The sequence below is a fragment of the Mesorhizobium atlanticum genome (assembly GCF_003289965.1).
GTDB classification, from domain to species: domain Bacteria; phylum Pseudomonadota; class Alphaproteobacteria; order Rhizobiales; family Rhizobiaceae; genus Mesorhizobium; species Mesorhizobium atlanticum.
On sequence record NZ_QMBQ01000005.1, the window covers coordinates 487,419 to 505,693 of the forward strand.

General features: G+C 63.6%; 21 protein-coding genes. 13 read left to right on the forward strand and 8 right to left on the reverse strand.

The window, feature by feature from the left end; translation table 11 throughout:
• Positions 1-5: 5 nt before the first annotated feature.
• Both DPM35_RS19845 and DPM35_RS19850 read right to left on the reverse strand, forming a co-directional pair.
• Positions 6-629 carry a response regulator gene (locus tag DPM35_RS19845; RefSeq protein WP_245431581.1) on the reverse strand — a complete coding sequence of 208 codons (624 nt, stop codon included), beginning with the start codon at positions 627-629 and terminating at the stop codon, positions 6-8.
• Between the two features lie 377 nt (positions 630-1,006).
• Entirely contained in the window at positions 1,007-1,669 is a 663-nt protein-coding gene (locus DPM35_RS19850; protein WP_181592075.1) for a sensor histidine kinase, read from the reverse strand.
• Here DPM35_RS19850 and DPM35_RS32475 point away from each other — a divergent pair.
• The 3 genes from DPM35_RS32475 (at position 1,656) to DPM35_RS19865 (ending at position 3,471) form a co-directional block, all read left to right on the forward strand.
• Complete coding sequence (locus tag DPM35_RS32475; protein ID WP_181592076.1) at positions 1,656-2,381, forward strand: hypothetical protein; 726 nt, start codon at positions 1,656-1,658, stop codon at positions 2,379-2,381. The two genes, DPM35_RS19850 and DPM35_RS32475, sit on opposite strands and share 14 nt — an antisense overlap.
• A gap of 176 nt (positions 2,382-2,557) precedes the next feature.
• The gene (locus tag DPM35_RS19860) at positions 2,558-3,010 is read left to right on the forward strand and encodes a hypothetical protein (protein ID WP_146767972.1); all 453 of its coding nucleotides are present in this window, start codon (positions 2,558-2,560) and stop codon (positions 3,008-3,010) included.
• A complete protein-coding gene (locus DPM35_RS19865; protein WP_112128939.1) occupies positions 3,010-3,471 on the forward strand; it encodes a hypothetical protein in 462 nt (153 codons plus the stop codon). The genes DPM35_RS19860 and DPM35_RS19865 overlap by 1 nt, the downstream gene beginning before the upstream one ends.
• 125 nt (positions 3,472-3,596) lie before the next feature.
• Here the strand turns inward: DPM35_RS19865 and DPM35_RS19870 are convergent, their stop codons facing one another.
• The gene (locus DPM35_RS19870; protein WP_042647372.1) at positions 3,597-4,304 is read right to left on the reverse strand and encodes a pyrimidine 5'-nucleotidase; all 708 of its coding nucleotides are present in this window, start codon (positions 4,302-4,304) and stop codon (positions 3,597-3,599) included.
• A 149-nt stretch (positions 4,305-4,453) separates the two neighbouring features.
• On the opposite strand from DPM35_RS19870, the gene DPM35_RS19875 reads away from it, so the two are divergent.
• The 3 genes from DPM35_RS19875 to DPM35_RS19880 all read left to right on the forward strand — a co-directional run bounded on the left by DPM35_RS19875 (position 4,454) and on the right by DPM35_RS19880 (position 7,099).
• Positions 4,454-5,215, forward strand: coding sequence for a GGDEF domain-containing protein (locus tag DPM35_RS19875; RefSeq protein WP_112128940.1), 762 nt, complete (start codon positions 4,454-4,456; stop codon positions 5,213-5,215).
• A gap of 274 nt (positions 5,216-5,489) precedes the next feature.
• Entirely contained in the window at positions 5,490-5,663 is a 174-nt protein-coding gene (locus tag DPM35_RS32480) for a hypothetical protein (RefSeq protein ID WP_181592077.1), read from the forward strand.
• Positions 5,660-7,099: a GMC oxidoreductase gene (locus DPM35_RS19880; RefSeq protein WP_112128941.1), complete on the forward strand. Its 1,440-nt coding sequence runs from the start codon at positions 5,660-5,662 to the stop codon at positions 7,097-7,099. Before DPM35_RS32480 ends, DPM35_RS19880 begins: the two co-directional genes overlap by 4 nt.
• An 80-nt stretch (positions 7,100-7,179) precedes the next feature.
• Here DPM35_RS19880 and DPM35_RS32485 read toward each other — a convergent pair whose 3' ends face one another.
• Complete coding sequence (locus tag DPM35_RS32485) at positions 7,180-7,347, reverse strand: hypothetical protein (protein WP_164772138.1); 168 nt, start codon at positions 7,345-7,347, stop codon at positions 7,180-7,182.
• Between the two features lie 94 nt (positions 7,348-7,441).
• Between DPM35_RS32485 and DPM35_RS19885 the strand changes: the two genes are divergently transcribed.
• The gene (locus DPM35_RS19885) at positions 7,442-7,930 is read left to right on the forward strand and encodes a MarR family winged helix-turn-helix transcriptional regulator (protein ID WP_112128942.1); all 489 of its coding nucleotides are present in this window, start codon (positions 7,442-7,444) and stop codon (positions 7,928-7,930) included.
• 81 nt (positions 7,931-8,011) lie between these two features.
• On the opposite strand, the gene phhA is transcribed toward DPM35_RS19885, so the two are convergent.
• Positions 8,012-8,848, reverse strand: coding sequence for a phenylalanine 4-monooxygenase (phhA, locus tag DPM35_RS19890; RefSeq protein WP_112128943.1), 837 nt, complete (start codon positions 8,846-8,848; stop codon positions 8,012-8,014).
• Between the two features lie 136 nt (positions 8,849-8,984).
• Here phhA and DPM35_RS19895 point away from each other — a divergent pair, with 136 nt between their 5' ends.
• Complete coding sequence (locus DPM35_RS19895; protein WP_040984916.1) at positions 8,985-9,461, forward strand: Lrp/AsnC family transcriptional regulator; 477 nt, start codon at positions 8,985-8,987, stop codon at positions 9,459-9,461.
• A 103-nt stretch (positions 9,462-9,564) separates the two neighbouring features.
• Entirely contained in the window at positions 9,565-11,115 is a 1,551-nt protein-coding gene (gene bchE, locus DPM35_RS19900; RefSeq protein WP_112128944.1) for a magnesium-protoporphyrin IX monomethyl ester anaerobic oxidative cyclase, read from the forward strand.
• Positions 11,116-11,160: 45 nt separating this feature from the next.
• On the opposite strand, the gene argB is transcribed toward bchE, so the two are convergent.
• Complete coding sequence (gene argB, locus DPM35_RS19905; RefSeq protein ID WP_041009675.1) at positions 11,161-12,054, reverse strand: acetylglutamate kinase; 894 nt, start codon at positions 12,052-12,054, stop codon at positions 11,161-11,163.
• A 398-nt stretch (positions 12,055-12,452) separates the two neighbouring features.
• On the opposite strand from argB, the gene DPM35_RS19915 reads away from it, so the two are divergent.
• The 4 genes from DPM35_RS19915 to msrB all read left to right on the forward strand — a co-directional run bounded on the left by DPM35_RS19915 (position 12,453) and on the right by msrB (position 15,181).
• Complete coding sequence (locus tag DPM35_RS19915; RefSeq protein ID WP_112128946.1) at positions 12,453-12,992, forward strand: sigma-70 family RNA polymerase sigma factor; 540 nt, start codon at positions 12,453-12,455, stop codon at positions 12,990-12,992.
• Positions 12,989-13,705 (forward strand): anti-sigma factor, encoded by a 717-nt coding sequence (locus DPM35_RS19920; RefSeq protein ID WP_112128947.1) that lies wholly within the window; start codon positions 12,989-12,991, stop codon positions 13,703-13,705. Before DPM35_RS19915 ends, DPM35_RS19920 begins: the two co-directional genes overlap by 4 nt.
• A 215-nt stretch (positions 13,706-13,920) precedes the next feature.
• A complete protein-coding gene (locus DPM35_RS19925; RefSeq protein ID WP_112128948.1) occupies positions 13,921-14,475 on the forward strand; it encodes a fasciclin domain-containing protein in 555 nt (184 codons plus the stop codon).
• 202 nt (positions 14,476-14,677) lie between these two features.
• On the forward strand, positions 14,678-15,181 hold the full coding sequence (msrB, locus tag DPM35_RS19930) for a peptide-methionine (R)-S-oxide reductase MsrB (protein WP_112128949.1): 504 nt from the start codon (positions 14,678-14,680) through the stop codon (positions 15,179-15,181).
• Positions 15,182-15,264: 83 nt separating this feature from the next.
• Here msrB and DPM35_RS19935 read toward each other — a convergent pair whose 3' ends face one another.
• Together DPM35_RS19935 and DPM35_RS19940 are read right to left on the reverse strand one after the other, a co-directional pair.
• Positions 15,265-16,878, reverse strand: coding sequence for a DHA2 family efflux MFS transporter permease subunit (locus DPM35_RS19935; protein WP_112128950.1), 1,614 nt, complete (start codon positions 16,876-16,878; stop codon positions 15,265-15,267).
• A gap of 145 nt (positions 16,879-17,023) precedes the next feature.
• The gene (locus DPM35_RS19940; RefSeq protein ID WP_112129117.1) at positions 17,024-18,217 is read right to left on the reverse strand and encodes an HlyD family secretion protein; all 1,194 of its coding nucleotides are present in this window, start codon (positions 18,215-18,217) and stop codon (positions 17,024-17,026) included.
• Positions 18,218-18,275: the final 58 nt, after the last annotated feature.

Genomic DNA, 18,275 nt, shown 5'->3' on the forward strand with positions numbered 1-18,275 from the left:
GCCTGCTACACCGGCAATTCGGCCAGCCAGCCATTCGAGTGCGCGAAGCGCACAATGGCCGCCCGCGAGCGGAGCTCGAGCTTCTCGGACGCCCTGGTGCGATAGGTTTCGATCGTCTTGATGCTGAGGTTGAGCCGGGACGAGATTTCCTTGTTGCTGTAGCCGAGCGCCACCAGCTGGATCACCGACCGCTCCCGTTGGCTGAGATTGCCCGGATCGCCCTGCGGGGCGCTGCGCGGGCTCAGGATGCGCGCCGCGAGTGCGGGATCGACATAATTGTCACCGGCCAGCACGCATCGGATCGCCTGCAAGAGGTCCGTCGCGGTCGCGCGCTTGACCACGAAGCCGCGGCCACCGGCCGCAAGCACCTGACGCAGGCAGCCGGGGTCCTCATGCGCGGTCAATGCTATGCAACTGACCTCGGGAAATCGCTCGCCCAGCTTTTCGATCAGCGTGATCCCACTGTCCCCGGGAAGCGATATATCGACCACGGCGACATCGGGCAGCGTCTTGCCGATCCCTTCAAGGGCATCCTCGACATTCCCGGCCAGGCCGACGACCGTCAGATCGTCCTGGCTGTTGATCATCGCCCCAACCCCCGACAGCATGATCGGGTGGTCGTCGACCAAAAATATCCGCCTGCAGCGCACCTTAACCTCCATCAGTCTGTCAAAGGCCCTGTCACTCGGAAAGGGTCCTCTTGTCCTTGATGGTCTAGGCAACTGCCCCGCCTGGCGCGGGACGCCCGTCTTCCTCAGGCCTTAAACGGCCGCAACGGGTAAGCCATCCCCCGCCTAACCCCATGAGCCCGAATTGTAAGTCGGGACCAATGTCCGGGATGTGCAGCGCTTCACGTAGACGAGTTTAGGAAAGGAGCGTCGCGGTTTTGCTATCCGAATTGGGTGCAAAACCAGACACCTGGCAAGACGCGACGGACCAGGCCCGAAGCCAAAACGCTATTTCCCCACCCATCAGACTGTCCTTGGAAAGCGCAGTCTCCCACTTTTCAATGTGCCAACGGCACATCCGCGTAGACGGTAGTCCCTTTCATCGTGGCCGTTTCGACCGTCAATTCACCGCCGACCAGCGCCAGCCGCTCCCGCATTCCGGCAAGTCCCAGGTGGCCCGGACCGAGTTCGGCGCGGCCGTCAAAGCCGCGGCCATCATCCTCGATTGTCAGGCGCATTCGATCGTCCTGGATATGGGCCGTTACGCTTATCCGGCTTGGCTGGGCATGCTTGCCGATATTGGTAAGCGCCTCCTGCGCGACACGATAAAGCGTGAGCGCGGTCTCGGCGGGCAGTGGGTTCGAAAGGGCTTCGAGATCCATCTCGCATGGAATGCCGAGCTGGCTGCAAAGCATTGTCGCCAGATCCTCGACCGAAGCGCGCAGCCCGAGACGGTCGAGGTCGGCGGGACGCAGGTTCCAGGCAGCGTCATGCACCTTGGCGCTGAGCCGATCGACAAGCATCGCGGCGCGCTCGAGACGGCCGTCCATCCCTTCCGTGCCGGCACGTACGTTGTGCAATTCCAGCGCGACACTGGCCAGCATCTGGCCGAGGTCGTCATGCAACTCTCGCGACAGGCGCAGGCGCTGCTCTTCCTGCACAGCGATCAAGCGCCGCGCAAGCCTACGGCGCAGGGCCCTATCGTCCTTGCCTGTGGTCATACCCGCCCACATCAACCTTTCTCTTCCCATTGCCGTCGCGGGGGTCGCAAGCCACCTGCGGGTCGGCGAGAAAAGGCATGAATGTCAGCGCAGTATACACCCACCGGATGCCTTTATGCCTGTCAGTTTTTTCCTGATTGCTTCAACTTTTCCTGACACCGGGATCAGCAGAAAAACCGACAGCGCCTGCCGATCAGCCCGAATGTATCGCCACTATTTCTGCGCGCATCCTTCAAGCGTCCTCCCGGTCACCTTGGATTGCCCGGGAAGCTCAACGCAAACGAAGGAGAACGTCATGAGAAAGATCATCTTGGCCGCGGCCGTGCTGTCGGCTCTGACCGGTTCGGCATCCGCGCTTTCGATCGGTAGCGGCAATGGCAACGGCAACGGCAATGTCGGCGTCGGCAACGGCAACGGCAACGGCAACGCCAATACCGGCGCCTTTAACGGCAACTTCAACGGCAATGGCAATTTCGGCTTCGGCAACGGCAACGGGAACGGCAACGCCAACATGGGCGCCTTCAACGGCAACTATAACGGCAACCTGAATGCCGGCATCGCGAACGGCAATGGCAACGGCAACGGCAATTTCGGCCTCGGCAACGGCAACCTGAACGGCAACGGGAACTGGGGCCTCGGGAACGGAAATGCCAACGGCAACGGCAACTGGGGCGCCGGCAACGGCAACGGCAACGGCAACGCCAATCACTAGCACCGTCCAACCGCCAGCGTCGCCAAGCTTCAGTTTGGAAAGACGCTGATGGCTCTGGGACCGCCGAGCCGCGCGCCCGTCCCCCGCGCAAGGCTATCGCGACAAGTCGCCGGCGGTCCCAGTCCTTTCGAGACAGGTCCCAATTTCAAAAGCAAAGCCATGGAAGGAGCTCGCAGATGAAACGCTACGTCATACCGGCGCTATGCCTGGGGTTGTTGAGCGCAACCGCGGCGAAGGCCGACACCGCGACGGGCAGCCAGGCCTTCGGCATGTCGGCGGTCCAGGCGGCGGTCGGCAAATACGGCCAGGCCATCGGCTCGAACGTCAGGAGCATGGATCCGCTCGGCAATTTCGGCGGCAATCTCGGCTACAAGAACAGCGGCAGCGGCAATGTCGGCGCCTTCAACAGCGGTACCGGCAATGTCGGCGCGTTCAACGGCAACAACAACACCTCGACGACGAGCGGCAACGGCAACATCGGCGCCTTCAACGGCAACGGCAACACCGGCGAATATGACGGCAACAGCAACATCGGCGCCGGCAATGGCAATTTCAACGGCGGGTCGTTCAACGGCAACGGCAATGTCGGCGCCTTCAACGGCAACTTCAACGGCCGGGGGAATCGCTGATGACCGGCCTGAAATCATCCGGGCCCGCTAGGCCGCGCGAGCGCCGGGTGGCGGCGAGGCTGCTCGACGGCAACGGCCTCGCGCTCGGCACCCTGCTTGCCGCGTTGCTGGCCGCCGATGCCTCGACCCTGGTCAGGATTGCCGACCTTCCGATCGGCGCCAGTGTCGCCAACGGCCTTGGCAACACGGGAAATTTCAACGGCAATGGGAATACCGGTAACTTCAACGGCAATGGCAACAGCGGCAATTTCAACGGCAACGGCAATGCCGGGAGCTTCAGCGGCAATTTCAATGGCGGCAGCTTCAACGGCAACGCCAATTGCGGCAACGGCCACGGCAATGGCTACGCGACCGACGGCAACGGCAACGGAGCAGCCGGCAATCCGGATCTGTGCCGGTTCTTGAAGGAGCTGAACGGCCGACTGGGACTGCCGCCCGGCACGATTCCGGATTTCGACTAGGTGCCCGACAGAGGGATTTGAAAAACCGCAGGCCCGTCGGCAGGCTAGATTTTTCACCGCCCCCGTCCGCGAAATCGGCGATGCACGTTTCGGCCAATCGCCAAGGCATGCCTATGCAAACATGGTCAGGCCGCCACGTCGACGATCGCGGTCAGGAAACCGGCGAGGTCGTCGGTGACGAAATCGACATCGTCGTCATTCGCCGGGTCGCGTTCCCAGATCTCCGAGAAGGTCGGTTCGAAATTGCGCGGCACCACCAGCACGGTCGTCATGCCGAGCGATTTCGGCACGGCCAGGTTGCGCGCCAGATCCTCGAACATCACCGCATTGTGACCGGTCACCGAGTGCAGTTCGGCAAAACGCTCATAAGTCTGGCGCTCCGGCTTGGGATTGAGCCCTGCCGCCACGATGTCGAAGATGGCGTCGAAATGCTCCAAAATGCCCAGCTGGCGCGCGGTGCGCTCGGCATGCCTGCGGTCGCCATTGGTGAAGATGAATTTGCGCCCCGGAAGCTGGCGGATCGCCGCGCCCAGCACCGGATCCGGCACCAGCCGCGAATAGTCGATGTCGTGCACCTTCTCGAGGAAATCGTCGGGATCGATGCCGTGCCGCTTCATCAGCCCGTTCAGCGTCGTGCCATATTCCAGGTACAGTTCCTTCTGCAGCTTGCGCGCGTCGTCGCGTGAAAGCGTCAGCAGCTCGCCGACATAGGCGGTCATCTTCACATCGATCTGCGCGAACAGGTTCGAGTGATGCGGATAAAGCGTGTTGTCGAGGTCGAACACCCAGTCCGTGACATGGGCAAAGCGGGCGGGGTCGGGTGTCATTGTCATGGTTTCTTATGGCATGCCGACGCTGATTTTATCCACAACTTATGCGCGTCACGACGTGTGAAAATGGCGTCTCGCTTCAAATTTTAAAAGTTCCGGAAAGGTCGCCTTTAGCGCTTGCTGGCACAGAGGCTATCCGTTGGGAGCAAGTGATGAGTCGCATATTTCTGAAGGCCGCTACCGTAGCATTCGCTTCGGTCGCTGTCTCGCTGTTGTTGACGCTGATTGTGGTTCCGGCAATGGGCTTTCCGATGAGCCGCACCATCTGGCTGGCATCGACGGTGTGCCCGCTTGTGCTCGCCTGGGCCGCCAGCGCCGGAAGCTTCTGGCACAGCGACCGGCTGCAGAATGCCCATCGCGAGCTTGCCCGTGCCCACGCGCAGCTCGCCGCCGCGCACAGGCGCCTCTCCGAAAAGGCAAGCCGCGACGACATGACCGGCATGCTCAACCGCGAAACCTTCTTTGCAGCGCTCGACGGGTCGCGGCGCAAGAGCGATCGCGGCGCGCTGCTCATCATCGACGCCGATCACTTCAAGAGGATCAATGACAGCTACGGTCATTTGACGGGGGACGAAGCGCTGCTTCTGATCGCCGGCGCCATCGAGCGCGGCGTGCGCAGCGGCGATGTGCTCGGCCGCATTGGCGGCGAGGAATTCGCGGCTTTCCTCGTCGGCGCCAGCGAGCATGAGGCCAAGCATGTCGCCGAGCGCATCCGCCGCGAGGTCGAGCTGATCCGGTTCCGCCCTGGCGACGAGCGCACCGTGCCGCTCACCGTCTCGATCGGAGGCATAAGCTGCGGCGAGAACGCAACCGTTTCCGATTTGATGCGCGCGGCCGACCGCAGGCTGTACGAGGCGAAGAACCGTGGCCGCAACCTTTCGATTCTCGACCGCGAGCTTCCCGAAGCGGCTTGAAGCTCCGTCGCAGGCGTCATGCATGTCGCCCAAAAGTGCGAAGCGGTTTTGAGGCAACGACATGCATCAAACAAACTCAAGGCGCGGCGCCTGAACCGGGTTCAGTGCGACGCGCTTTAGGAAAGCCCTAACCATGTCCCTATTCAACCGCGCTAAACTTCCGGGTGTAACGCCGTCTTCACCCGGGTTTGGCACGGAATTGGCCTCCCCCGGCGGCGTGTGTGCCGTTGAGGAACGGCATGCGTGGATCGAGGCCCCTATCGAGAGACGTGTCATGAGCAGGTTCATAAGAAAAATGTCGCGCCGCGCGATCGTGCAGGCATTGATCGCGTTGCCCGCGCTGTCGCTGTTCCGCAACCAGCCGGCCCCTGCCAACCCTGACGAGATCGACCGCGATGAAATCGTCGAGATCAACGGATGGATCCTGCGGCGGAGCGACCTCGCATGATCTTCGACAGCCTCGAAGCCTACAAGCAGGCCGGCTTCAAACCCAGGGCCTGCATCCTCGGCTCCGGTCCCGCCGGCACGACGATCGCCAGGAAGCTGGGCGCCGCCGGCATCCCGGTCGTCGTCCTGGAGGCGGGCTCGCGCGAGTTCAGCGACGAATCGCAGGATTTCTACCGCGGCAAGACGGTCGGCGATTTCTATTTCGACCTCGACATCACCAGGCTGCGCTTCATGGGTGGCTCGTCCAACCACTGGGCAGGCTGGTGCCGCGTGCTCGACAGCCAAGATTTCGAACCCAAGGCCTGGGCGCCGGACACCGGCTGGCCGATCAGCCGCGCCGATATCGAGCCTTATCTCGGCGAAGTCCATGGCATCCTCGAGCTTCCGGCGTTCCGACCGGACGTCCAGGTTTCGGACGACATACGCTGGGTGCAGTTGATCAAGAGCCCGGCGGTGCGTTTCGGCGAAAAATTCGCCGACGAACTGGACCAGAGCAAAAACATCGCCGTCGTGCTCAACACCTACGCGACCGAGCTTATCGGCGACGGCAAGCGCGTCACCGGCGCGAAGCTGTGGTCGAACGGGCAGGACGCCGGCACCTTCAGCGCGGACTATTTTGTCACCTGCACCGGCGGGCTGGAGAACTCGCGGCTGCTGTTGTGGTCGAACCAGCGTTCGAATGGCGGGGTGGTGCCGAACGCGGCGGCGCTCGGCCGCTACTGGATGGAGCATCCGACCTTCGAGGGCGGCAACGCCATCCTCGACAACTACTCGGAGTTCGAGGTCGACGCCTCGAACGAAGCCTTCTTCTCGCCGACGCTTGCCGCGATGGAGCGGCTGCAGATCATGAATTTCGGCATCCGCCTGATCGAGAGCCCTTATCCCAACGTCAAGAAGCTGATCGCCGATCTCGCCTGCGCCGCGCCGAACATGGCGGAGTGGATGTCGTCCCAGCTCGACCAGAGGCTGCGTTGCGCCGCCCAGCTCTACGTCGCCTGGGAGCAGGCGCCGCTCGCCTCGAACCAGATCGAGCTGTCGAAGACCGATGTCGACCCTGCCGGCGTGCCGCGCATCGAATTGCACTGGAAGAAGTCGCCGCTCGAGCGCCGCACTCTGCTCGAGGGCCTGAGGCTGTTCGGCACGACGATGGCGCAGAAGAATCTCGGCCGCGTCCGCATCGACGACTGGATCAGCAATGGCGGCGACTACCCGACCAATGAGGAAACCGCCGGCCACCACCATATGGGCGGCACCCGCATGGGCACCGATGTCTTGAAGAGCGTCGTCGACGCCAATTGCAAGGTGCACGGCATGGACAATCTCTATGTCGGCGGCTCCTCGGTGTTCTGCACGTCGGGCCAGTGCAACCCCACCACCACCATCACCGCGCTCGCCTGCCGTCTGGGCGAGCATCTCGGCAAGGTGATCGCCGTCTGATCTCCGAAACGGCGGCGGCGCCGGGGCCTGGAGTGGCAGCCGGCGCCGCTCTGGCGCTTTTGGGGGAATTGCGGCCTCGCTCAGAGGCCGTAGACGGCGATGCGCACCAGCACGGCCGCGGCCGCAAGCGCCACCAGCAGGATGCCGAGGCCGATGGGCGAGCCCCAGCCATACCACTCCATCGCCAGCTTGGCGTATTTGTATTCCTCCTCGTTCGAGAGGGGGGTGCGTTGTTGGATCAAGCTCATTATTCACTCCTTGTCGGCGACTTTGCCCTTGCCTCGCAAAAGCGTCATCGCATATTGGTACGATAATCTAAATGTTTGACAGATAGATAGTTAGATGATCGAAATAAAATCGTCAAGCACCAAACGCGATGAAATGACCAAGGCTCTCGGCCTCGCCGTCATGCGTTGGCAGGACGCCGTTCAGGCCTATGACGAAGCGGTGGGCGCGCGGCTGGGCCTGATCGCGGCCGAGCGGCATTGCCTGGGGCTGCTCTATGCCGGGCCGCAATCGGCGGGCGCCGTGGCGGCTGCGACCGGACTGACGCCGGCGGCGGTGACGGCCCTGATCGACCGGCTGGAAGCGCGCGGCTACGTCACCCGGACCCGCAGCCTGGAGGACAGGCGCAAGGTGGTCATCGAGGCGACCGAACTGACCAGGGAATTGTCAGAGCGCTATTACGGCGCGATCGCTCGGGAGGGCGAGAAGGTGGTGGCGAGCTTCAGCGATGCTGAGCTCGAGACCGTGCTGCGCTTCATCAACGCCGCGCTGGATCTGCAGAGCGAACAACTGGCCAGGATCAAGGCCGAGCCCGACAGACCTTAAGTATCGGCGAAAAGGTCAAGGCGGCCTAGCTGCCTTCCGGCAGCTGGACCGCCCTGAATGTCGGTTGGGCGAAAACCGACCTCAGACCGTCGCCGGGTCGAGCGCCGGCTGGCCCTTGAACCGCGCCACGATGCCGGCAAGGTCGCCATTGGCGAAGGCATCGCGCAGCGCGTCGAAGGACGGCAGCACGAAATAGGCGCGCTGGAACTTGTCGATCTCATAGCCGGTGCGCATCACCGTCTCGAGGTCGAACGGCACATGGTGGGCGTCCTTGCTCTCGACCGCGAATTGCAGCTCCGTGAAGGACGACATCAGCCCGGCGCCGAAGGCTTTCAGCGGCTGGCCGGGTTCCTGGATGAGGCCGTATTCGGCGCTGTACCAGTAAAGCCTGGTGATCATCTCGTCGCCGCCCAGCGCGATCATGTCCTCCGCCTTCTCGCCATACATCTGCATGAAATCAGCGAACACCGGCTGGGTCAGGATCGGCACATGGCCGAAGAAATCGTGGAACATGTCCGGCTCGACGATGTAATCGAGCTCCTTCCTCGTCCGCAGCCAGTTGGTGACCGGGAAGCGCCGATTGGCGAGATGGTCGAAGAACGGGCCGGCCGGGATCAGGCCGGGCACCGCGACGATCTCCCATCCGGTCAGCCTGGTGAGCTTCTCGCTGACAGTGTCGAAATCCGGAATCCTGTCGAGCAGCCCGAGCGTCGCGACTCCGTCCAGATAGGAATGGTGCGCGAGCCTCTGGGTCAGCTTCGTCTGGCGGTCGCACAGCGTGCGCCACACCGCCTGTTCCTCAGCCGAATAATCGTAGCCTTGCGCCACCGTGAAATCGCTGCGGCACACCGAATAATCGCCGCGAAGGCCCTGCGCCGCGCATTCGGCGGCGTAATCGGCAACGCTGATCGTCATCATATCCTCCTCAAGATCGTGATCCGTGGATCGTGGAGGGAAGTGTAGGAGCGATCGCTGAGGCAAATCAGCCCTTGTTTGTAGCTAGTCTGCTGATTTTGAGGTAAAATAACTCAGCTCAACACGAGGGCGAGGAAACATGCCTCAGTTCGACGATTTCGAAATCAAGATGCTCGATATCCTGCAGCGCGACGGACGCAAGCCCGTGTCGGAGCTGGCGCAGGAGATCGGCCTGTCGACCACGCCTTGCGCGCGCCGCTTCGAGGCCTTGCAGGAAACCGGCATCATCAAGGGCTTTGCCGCCGTGCTCAGCCGCCGCGCCGTCGGCCTGACGGTCGAGGTGTTCATCCAGGTGCGGCTGGTCAGCCACAGCGACGGCTCGCCCGAAAGCTTCATCGCCGCCGTGCAGCGCATGGACGAGGTTTCGTCCTGCTGGACGATGACCGGCGACCACGATTTCCTGCTGCATGTCATGGTCCCGTCGGTGGACGATTTGAACGCCTTCGTCATGCATCGGCTGATGCGGCTGCCCGGCGTACGCGACGTCCACACGCAACTGGTGCTGCAGAACATCAAGGGCCCCGGCCATGTGCCGCTCAGCCATCTGCGGCGCTGATCCGGTCAAATCTGGCGAAAAGCTGCTTGGAAACTGCTGAACCGGGCCAAGGCTGCTTCGACATCGGCGATTAGCACAAGCGGACCCAACATGGAGGTCCGCCTTGAACATCGTGCTGATCAATCCGCCGCACACCGCCATCGGCAGCCGCGTGCCCGACGACCATTTGCCGCCGCTCGGCCTGCTGGCGATCGGCGGGCCACTTATCGATTCCGGCCATCAGGTCCAGCTGGTCGATGGCGAGTTCGGGCCGATGCCGCTTGGGTCGCTTGTCGACGAGGCTCTGCGCGGCGATCCGGACTTCGTCCTGATCGGCCATTCCGGCTCGACCTCGGCGCATCCGACGGCCTTGAAGATCGCCGAAATGATCAAGGCGCGCGCGCCGGGCGTCATCGTCATCTATGGCGGCGTCTTCCCGACCTATCACTGGCGCGACATCCTGGCCGCGACCGACGTCTTCGACTTCATCGTGCGCGGCGAGGGCGAGGCGACCGCGACGGCACTGGTCGAGGCGATCGAGATGCGCCAGCCGGTGGCAAGCGTCGCCGGCATCGCCTATCGCGACGATTTCGGTCGCGCCGTCGCCACGCAACCGGCGATGACCATTGCCGATCTCGACGCCTATCGCGTCGGCTGGGAGTTGATCGACCATCGCCGCTACTCCTATTGGGGCGGCAAGCGGGCGGTGGTCATGCAGTTCTCGCGCGGCTGCCCGCATCTGTGCAACTATTGCGGCCAGCGCGGCTTCTGGACCCGTTGGCGGCATCGCGATCCGCTAAAGTTCGCAAAAGAAATCGCCTGGCTGCATCGCGAGCACGGCCTCGAACTGGTCAACTTGGCGGACGAGAACCCGACCTCCTCAAAGAAAGCCTGGCGTGCCTTCCTCGACGCCATGATCGCCGAGAACGTGCCGGTGCTGATCGTCGGCTCGACCCGCGCTGACGACATCGTGCGCGACGCCGATATCCTCCACCTTTACCGCAAGGCCGGAATCATCCGCTGGCTGCTCGGCATGGAGAATACCGACGAGGAGACCTTGTCGCTGATCCGCAAGGGCGGCAGCACGAAGTCGGACCGCGAAGCGATCCGGTTGCTCAGGCGGCACGGCATCCTGTCGATGGCGACCTGGGTTGCCGGCTTCGAGGACGAAACCCTGCGCGACCTGTGGCGCGGCTTCCGCCAGCTCATCGCCTACGATCCCGACCAGATCCAGGCGCTCTATGTCACGCCGCATCGCTGGACGCCGTTCTTCCGCATCGCCGCCGACCGCAAGGTGATCCAGAAGGACGTGCGCCTCTGGGATTACAAGCACCAGGTTCTGCACATGACCCGGCTGAAGCCGTGGATGCTGTTCTTCGCCGTCAAGCTCATCGAAGTCGCCGTGCAGTCGCGACCGAAGGCGCTGGCGCGCATCCTGTTCCACCCCGATCCCGAGCAGCGGCATTCGATGCGCTGGTACACCAAGATGGGCCGCCGCGTCTGGTTCCGCGAAGTCTGGGGGTTTCTTGCCCGCGACGGCCGCGTCAAGGACGGGCCGACGCTCGCCGAATTCTGGGGCGTGCCGCAGGACGCCGAGGAGGAATCGATGATCGTCCGGCGGTCGACACGAAAGCCGGTCGCAACTATTGAAGATCGGAGAAGATTAGCCAGCTAATGGACAGCTCACCGTTTGCGGAAACGGTGAACTTGTCTGCTCTTGTTACGGAACGATCAGCGTGCCGGCGCCATGCTCGGTGAAGAGCTCAAGCAGCACGGAATGCGGCGTCTTTCCGTTGAGGATAACGACGCCCTCGACGCCGCGCTCGATCGCCTCGATGCAGGTCTCGACCTTCGGGATCATGCCGCCCGACACCGTGCCGTCCTTGATCAGCGCCTTGGCCTCGGCGACGGTCAGCTCGTCGATCAGCTTCTTGTTCTTGTCGAGCACGCCCGGTACGTCTGTGAGGAACAAGAGTCGCGAGGCGCGGCAGGCGCCGGCAATCGCCCCGGCGAACGTATCGGCGTTGATGTTGTAGGTGTGGCCGTCGCGGCCCGGCGCCACCGGCGCCAGCACCGGGATCATTTCCGAGCGCGCCAAAAGATCGAGCAGCGTGCGGTCGACCTCGACCGGCTCGCCGACGAAGCCGAGATCCAGCACCCGTTCGATATTGGAGTCGGGGTCGATCATGGTCTTGCGCGCTTTTTCGGCGAACACCATGTTGCCGTCCTTGCCGCAAAGCCCGATCGCCCACTCGCCCTCGGCGTTGATCAGCGCCACGATCTCCTTGTTGATCGAGCCCGCCAGCACCATCTCGACGATCTCGACCGTCTTCTGGTCGGTGACGCGCAAGCCCCCCTCGAACTTGGATTCGATGCCCATCTTGGTCAGCATCGCGCCGATCTGCGGTCCGCCGCCATGCACGACGATCGGGTTGACGCCAGACTGTTTCAACAGCGCGATGTCGCGGGCGAAGGCCTTGCCCAACTCGGTATCGCCCATGGCATGGCCGCCATATTTCACCACCACCGTCTTGTTCTCGTAGCGCTGCATGTAAGGCAGCGCGCGCGAGAGCAGCGCGGCCTGCATTTCGGCGTTGGCGGCGATGTCCGTCATCGGTATCGATCCCAGCTGAGCATGTCTCCCGAAAGTGAGTGCCGGTTTCGGGATGAAGACATGCTTGAAATCAGAGTTAAAGCGTGATTGGCGGCCTCTTAGCGGGAATTGCCGCAGGCCGCAAACGGCTTTGCGGTCACAATGACGAAATCTGCCAATTCCCCGGCACAGGGATTTTGACCGTCGGCCATGTCTGCGTTGGCAGGCGGCATGCGTTGGCGAGTGGCTGAAACGCCCACCCAGTCGTCATCCACGGGCGGAGCAAGGAGCGAAGCGACCCGCGCAGACCCGAGGATCATTCGGTGACGCATGAGCGCTGCCGCGGTGCAGAATTCTGCTCCGCTGCGCCCTTCGATCAAGGTCGTTGCAAATAGATCGCAATCTTCTAATTTGCCGCCATGGCGCCGCAGGACATCAGCAAGCTGATCGTCCGGACTTCGATGAAGGACCGGGCCGCGTTCGATCTGCTTTACCGGCAGACCAGCGCGAAACTTTTCGGTGTCTGCCTGCGTGTCTTGAAGGACAGGGGAGATGCGGAAGAAGCGCTGCAGGAGGTCTTCGTCAAGATATGGACGAAGGCGGACCGTTTCGCGGTTTCCGATCTGAGCCCGATTTCCTGGCTGGTGGCCATTGCGCGCAACCATGCGATCGATCGCATCCGGTCGCGGCGCAGTCCTTCCGCCAACATCGATGTGGCCCTCGACGTCGCCGATCCGACGCCGGGACCCGAGGCGATGGCTGTGGCGGGCGGCGAGGCCGAACGCATCCACCATTGCCTCGACGAACTTGAACAAGACCGGGCGGCGGCCGTCCGGGGCGCCTATTTGAGCGGCGAAAGCTATGCCGAGCTGGCGGAGCGCTTCAAGGTTCCGCTGAACACGATGCGGACCTGGCTGCGCAGAAGCCTGCTCAAACTGAGGGAATGCCTGGAAAGATGACGCTGGCGGAAGACAACGGACCGGAACGTGGAGGCGACGACCTGCTCGCCGCCGAATACGTTCTCGGCGTTCTGCCAGCCGACGAACGGCAGATCGCGTCCCGTCGCATCGACACCGAGACGGCATTCGCCCGCCTGGTCGATGCCTGGGAGGTCCATTTCGCGCCGATGGCCGCCGCCTATGCCGCGGTCGAGCCGCCGGCGTCGGTCAAGGTGGCGATCGACCGCCGCCTGTTCGCGTCGACGGCTTCCACATCCCCGGCGCCCGGTGGGAGCCTATGGACGAGCCTTGCCTTTTGGCGCGGTCTCGCTGCCGCGGCCATTGCCGCTTTGGCCGTCTATGTCGCCCTGCCTTACGTCAATCCGCCGGTTCAGCCGCCCAGGCTGGTCGCCTCGCTCGCCGCCGACAACAGCAACGTCAAATACCTCGCCGTCTATGACGCCGCCCGCCACGAGGTCGGCCTGTCGCTGGTCTCCGGCGATCACGGTGCCGGCAAGGACTTCGAGCTGTGGATGATCGAGGGCAAGAACGCGCCGGTCTCGATGGGCGTCATCCCGGCCGGCCAGACCGCGCGCATGGCCGTTACCCCGGCCGTCCAGCAGAAGCTCGCGCAGGGCGCCGTGCTCGCCGTCAGCCTCGAGCCTGCCGGCGGCTCGCCGACCGGCCAGCCGACTGGCCCTGTCGTTGCCGCGGGTGACCTGAAGGGCATCTGACCGCCGCTTCGGCATAGTCGCGCCCATGAAGACCAATCGAAGTCTATCTTCTTCCTGCCGAAGGCAGGGAAAGTCTGTGGCCGCCATGGGCGGGGCGGACAAAAATAAATCGCACGAGAAAAAATCTTGCGACTGCCGTGAAACTAGATTTTTGGCGCGCCCGTATCTCCTCGTGTTCCCAAGAATGGGAAAAACAACCCGAGGAGACTGACACAATGCGTAAACTCGCTACCCTTTTGCTCGCTTCTACGCTCGGCCTTTCCGCGCTTGGCGCCGTTGCCTATGCCAACCCGATGGTCGGCGGCGCGCCGATGTATGCCAAGAAGAACATCATCGAGAACGCCGTCAATTCGAAGGATCACACCACGCTGGTCGCCGCCGTCAAGGCCGCCGGCCTCGTCGACACGCTGCAGGGCGCCGGTCCCTTCACCGTCTTCGCGCCGACCAATGAGGCCTTTGCAGCGCTGCCGCCGGGCACGGTCGATACGCTGCTCAAGCCCGAGAACAAGGACAAGCTGACCAAGGTGCTCACCTGCCATGTCGTCGCCGCCAAGGCGCTGGCGGCCGACGTGGCCAAGATGGCCAAGGCCGATGGCGGCGCCCATCAGGTCAAGACGGTCGGCGGCTGCGAGCTCACGCTGAAGGCTGAGAAGGGCAAGGTCACCGTCACCGACGAGAACGGCAATGTCGCCCATGTCACCATCGCCGATGTCCGCCAGTCGAACGGCGTCATCCACGTCATCGACAAGGTTCTCTTGCCGAAGATGTAACAAAGCGGGCCTGGTCGGCGAAGACATGGCTGAGCGCCGGCCGCGACATCCAAGATCCGCGCCGCCGGCAAGGGTGTGCTCCGCGTCGCGCCGCAAGGGCGGCGCGGAGCAGCATGCTCAAAACAATAATGGATAGGGCGTCACCGGCTTTTGATTTCCGGGCGGTGTCCTATCTTGGCAAAATGCGTCAGGAGGAACGGCCATGAACCGTCGCGATTTTCTCTGGAGCGGCGCCGCCGCCACCGCTCTCATCGTCGGAACCGGGGCGATGCTGCGCGCCGGCGGACCGAAGCCCGCTCTCGCCGCCGAGACCTTCGAGGTCACCAAGACCGACGCCGAATGGCACGCCATCCTTTCCGACGAGGCCTTCGACGTGCTGCGCAAGCAGGGCACCGAATATCCCGGCACCAGCCCGCTGCTCAACGAGCACCGCAAGGGCATCTTCGCCTGCGCCGGCTGCGACCTGCCGGTCTACCCCTCGGAGACGAAATTCGATTCCGGCACCGGCTGGCCGAGCTTTTGGCAGGAGATCGCCAACTCCATCGGCAAGACGCAGGACACTTCGCTCGGCATGACGCGCACCGAGGTGCATTGCCGCCGCTGCGGCGGCCATCTCGGCCATGTCTTCGACGACGGCCCGCCGCCCACCGGCCTGCGTCACTGCATCAACGGCGTGGCGCTGAGCTTCAAGCCGGCTGCGGCCTAAACAGTTCGAAAAGAATGACCCCGGAAATCGTCGCCGATTTCCGGGGTCACGCGTTGAGGTAGCCAGGCGGGGGTTCCGGCTCCTCAATGGCCTCCGCCGCCACCGCCGCCCTGCTGCGCCGGCTTGTTGATGAACAGCACGAAGAATCCGAGCGAGGCGAACAGCACCGTCAGCATCATGAACACGTCCATGAAGGACAACAGCGCCGCCTGCTGATGCACCATGCCCGACAGTTTCGAGATCGCGGCGCTTGTCGCGTCGAGGCCGGCGGTCTGCTCGAAGTTCAGCGTCATGTTCTGCAGCTTGCTCTGCGCGGCCTGGCTGCCCCACTGCACATGCTCGGCGAGCCGCGCATAGTGGAAAGCGTTGCGGTTGATCAGCACCGTGTTGATCAGCGCGAGGCCGACGGCGCCGCCGAGGTTGCGGGTCAGGTTGAACAGGCCCGACGCATTCTTCAGCCGTTCTGGCGGTAAAGTGCCGAGCGCGATGTTGTTGATCGGCACCATGCACAGCATCATCGAGCAGCCACGCAGGATCTGCGGGATCAAGAGCTCATAGAAATCCCAGTCCGCTGTGAGATGCGTCATCCACCACGTGCCGGTGGCGAAGCCGACGAAGCCGATCATCATCATCAGCCTGAGATCGATCTTGTTCGACAGGATGCCGGCGACCGGCGCGGTGAAGAACATCGCCAGGCCGCTGACGAACAGCGCCTCGCCGATCATCATCGAATCGTAGCCGCGGATGCGTCCGAGGAACACCGGATAGAGATAGGTCAGCCCGTAAAGGCCGATGCCGACGACGAAGGAGAACAGCGAACCGAAGGCGAAGTTGATGTTGCTGAAGGCCCTGAGGTCGACGATAGGCTCCTCGGCGGTGAAGACGCGCCAGAAGAAGATCACGCCGCCGATGGTCATGATAACGGCGCAGGCAAAGACTGCCGGCTCCTGCAGCCAGTCATGGTTCGGGCCTTCCTCCAGCACATATTCCATGCAGCCGAGGAAGGCGGCCATGCCGATCAGGCCCCACCAGTCGAACTTGGAGAACAGTTTCAGGTTGGGCTTGTCGAAATCGATCAGTGCCCACGCCGCCGTCGCAACTAGGATGCCCGGCACGACATTGATCAGGAACAGCCAGTGCCAGGACATGGCATGGCTGATATAGCCGCCCACCGTCGGGCCGATCGTCGGCGCCAGCGTCGCCACCAGGCCGATCATCGGCGAGACGACGGCGCGCTTGGAGGGCGGGAAGATGGTGAAGGCGGCCGCGAACACGCTGGGGATCATGCCGCCGCCGATAAAGCCCTGGATGGCGCGGTAGACGATCATCTGGTCGATGTTGGTGGCGGTCGCTGCCAGCGCGCTGGCCGCGGTGAAGCCGGCGGCCGCGGTGGTGAACAGCACGCGCGTCGACAGCATGCGGCTGAGGAAGCCCGACAGCGGGATCATCACCACCTCGGCGATCAGGTAGGCGGTCTGCACCCACGGGATCTCGTCGGAACTGGCGCTCAGGCCCGCCTGGATCTCCGACAGCGAGGCCGAGACGATCTGGATGTCGAGGATCGCCATGAACATGCCGAACACCATCGCCAGGAAGGCGACGACGCGGCGCACAGGCATATGGTCCGCGGGCAGCGCCGGCGCAGCGGCTGCCGGACGTGCGGGCATTGATCCTGCGGTAATTGTTGCGGTTGCCATCTCATGGCCTCCCTGAGCAATTCCAGGACAACCGCGTGGCGGGTTCTGTCCGGAAATGCGTCGAAACAGTTGGTCGGAGCGGCTCTGCCGCTCGGAAGCAGGCTGGGCGGCTCGGCGCTCGAATGGCCACCGAACCGCCCCCCGATCAGTTGGTCGTCGAAGCCGGCGCTGTGCGGCTGTCGACCGCGACGACGACGCTGAGGCCGGCGCGCAGCTTGCCGGTCTTCAAGACGTCGGCCGGCACGTCGATGCGCACGGGCACGCGCTGCACCACCTTGGTGAAGTTGCCGGTGGCGTTTTCCGGCGGGAGCAGCGAGAACACCGCGCCCGAGGCCGGCGCGAGCGAGGAGACCGTGCCTTCGAAGCTCTGGCCGTCGATCGCGTCGACGGTGATGCGGACTTTTTCGCCGGGCACCATGCGGCCGAGCTGCGTCTCCTTGAAGTTGCCGACGATGTAGAGCTTGTCCATCGGCACGACGACCGCGAGCTTCTGGCCGGGGCTGACGAGGTCGCCCTGCTCGACAGAGCGGTTGCCGACGACGCCGTCATAGGGCGCCTTCAGCACTGTGAAGGAGAGGTCGCGCAGGGCCTTGTCGCGGGTGAGCTGCAGCGAGGCGAGCGTCGAGGCCTGCTCCGCGCGCTGCGCCTCCAGCACGCCGATATTGGCCTGCGCCGCGGCGATCTGGGCGTCGGCGCCGACAAGCGCCGCCTTGGCCTGGTCCAGCGCGGTCTGCGCGTCGTCGAGCTGCGCCTGCGTGCCGACATGGGTCTTGAGCAGCTGCGCCGCGCGGTCCTGGGCGCGCGCCGCATTGTTGGCGGCGGCCTGGTCCGCGACCTTCTGCGCCTCAGCCTGCGACAGCGAAGCCTGGGCTGCCTTGGTCTGCGCGTCGATGCGGTCGAGCGTCTTCGCCAGCGTCGCGATCTGCGCCTCGGCCTGGGCGACGGCTATTCTGTAGTCGCCATTGTCGATCACGAACAGCGGATCGCCGGCCTTGACCTTCTGGTTCTCGCTCACCAGCACCTTGTCGATATAACCGGATATTTTCGGCGACACGAACGACATATCGGCCTGGACATAGGCATCGTCGGTGGAGATCATGAACCGGCCGTCGGTCCAATAGTTATAGCCATAGTAGGAACCGGCGCCGAGCAGGGCCAGGCCGATGATCGGCAAAAGGAAAGAGCGCACCGAACGCTTCTTCTTGGAGGGTGCTTCAGCCGCGGGCGCAGCAACCGGAGCGGCGGGCTGGACAGGGATTTCCGGAGCCTCGGTCGACGGCTGGACCTTGGCGCTGGGAAACGTACGGACTTCGGCGGTGGCGGGCGCGTTGGAGGACATGGGTATCTCTCTGTATATCAGTCGGACTGAACCGTTCGGTTCGAATTGGTGATTGACA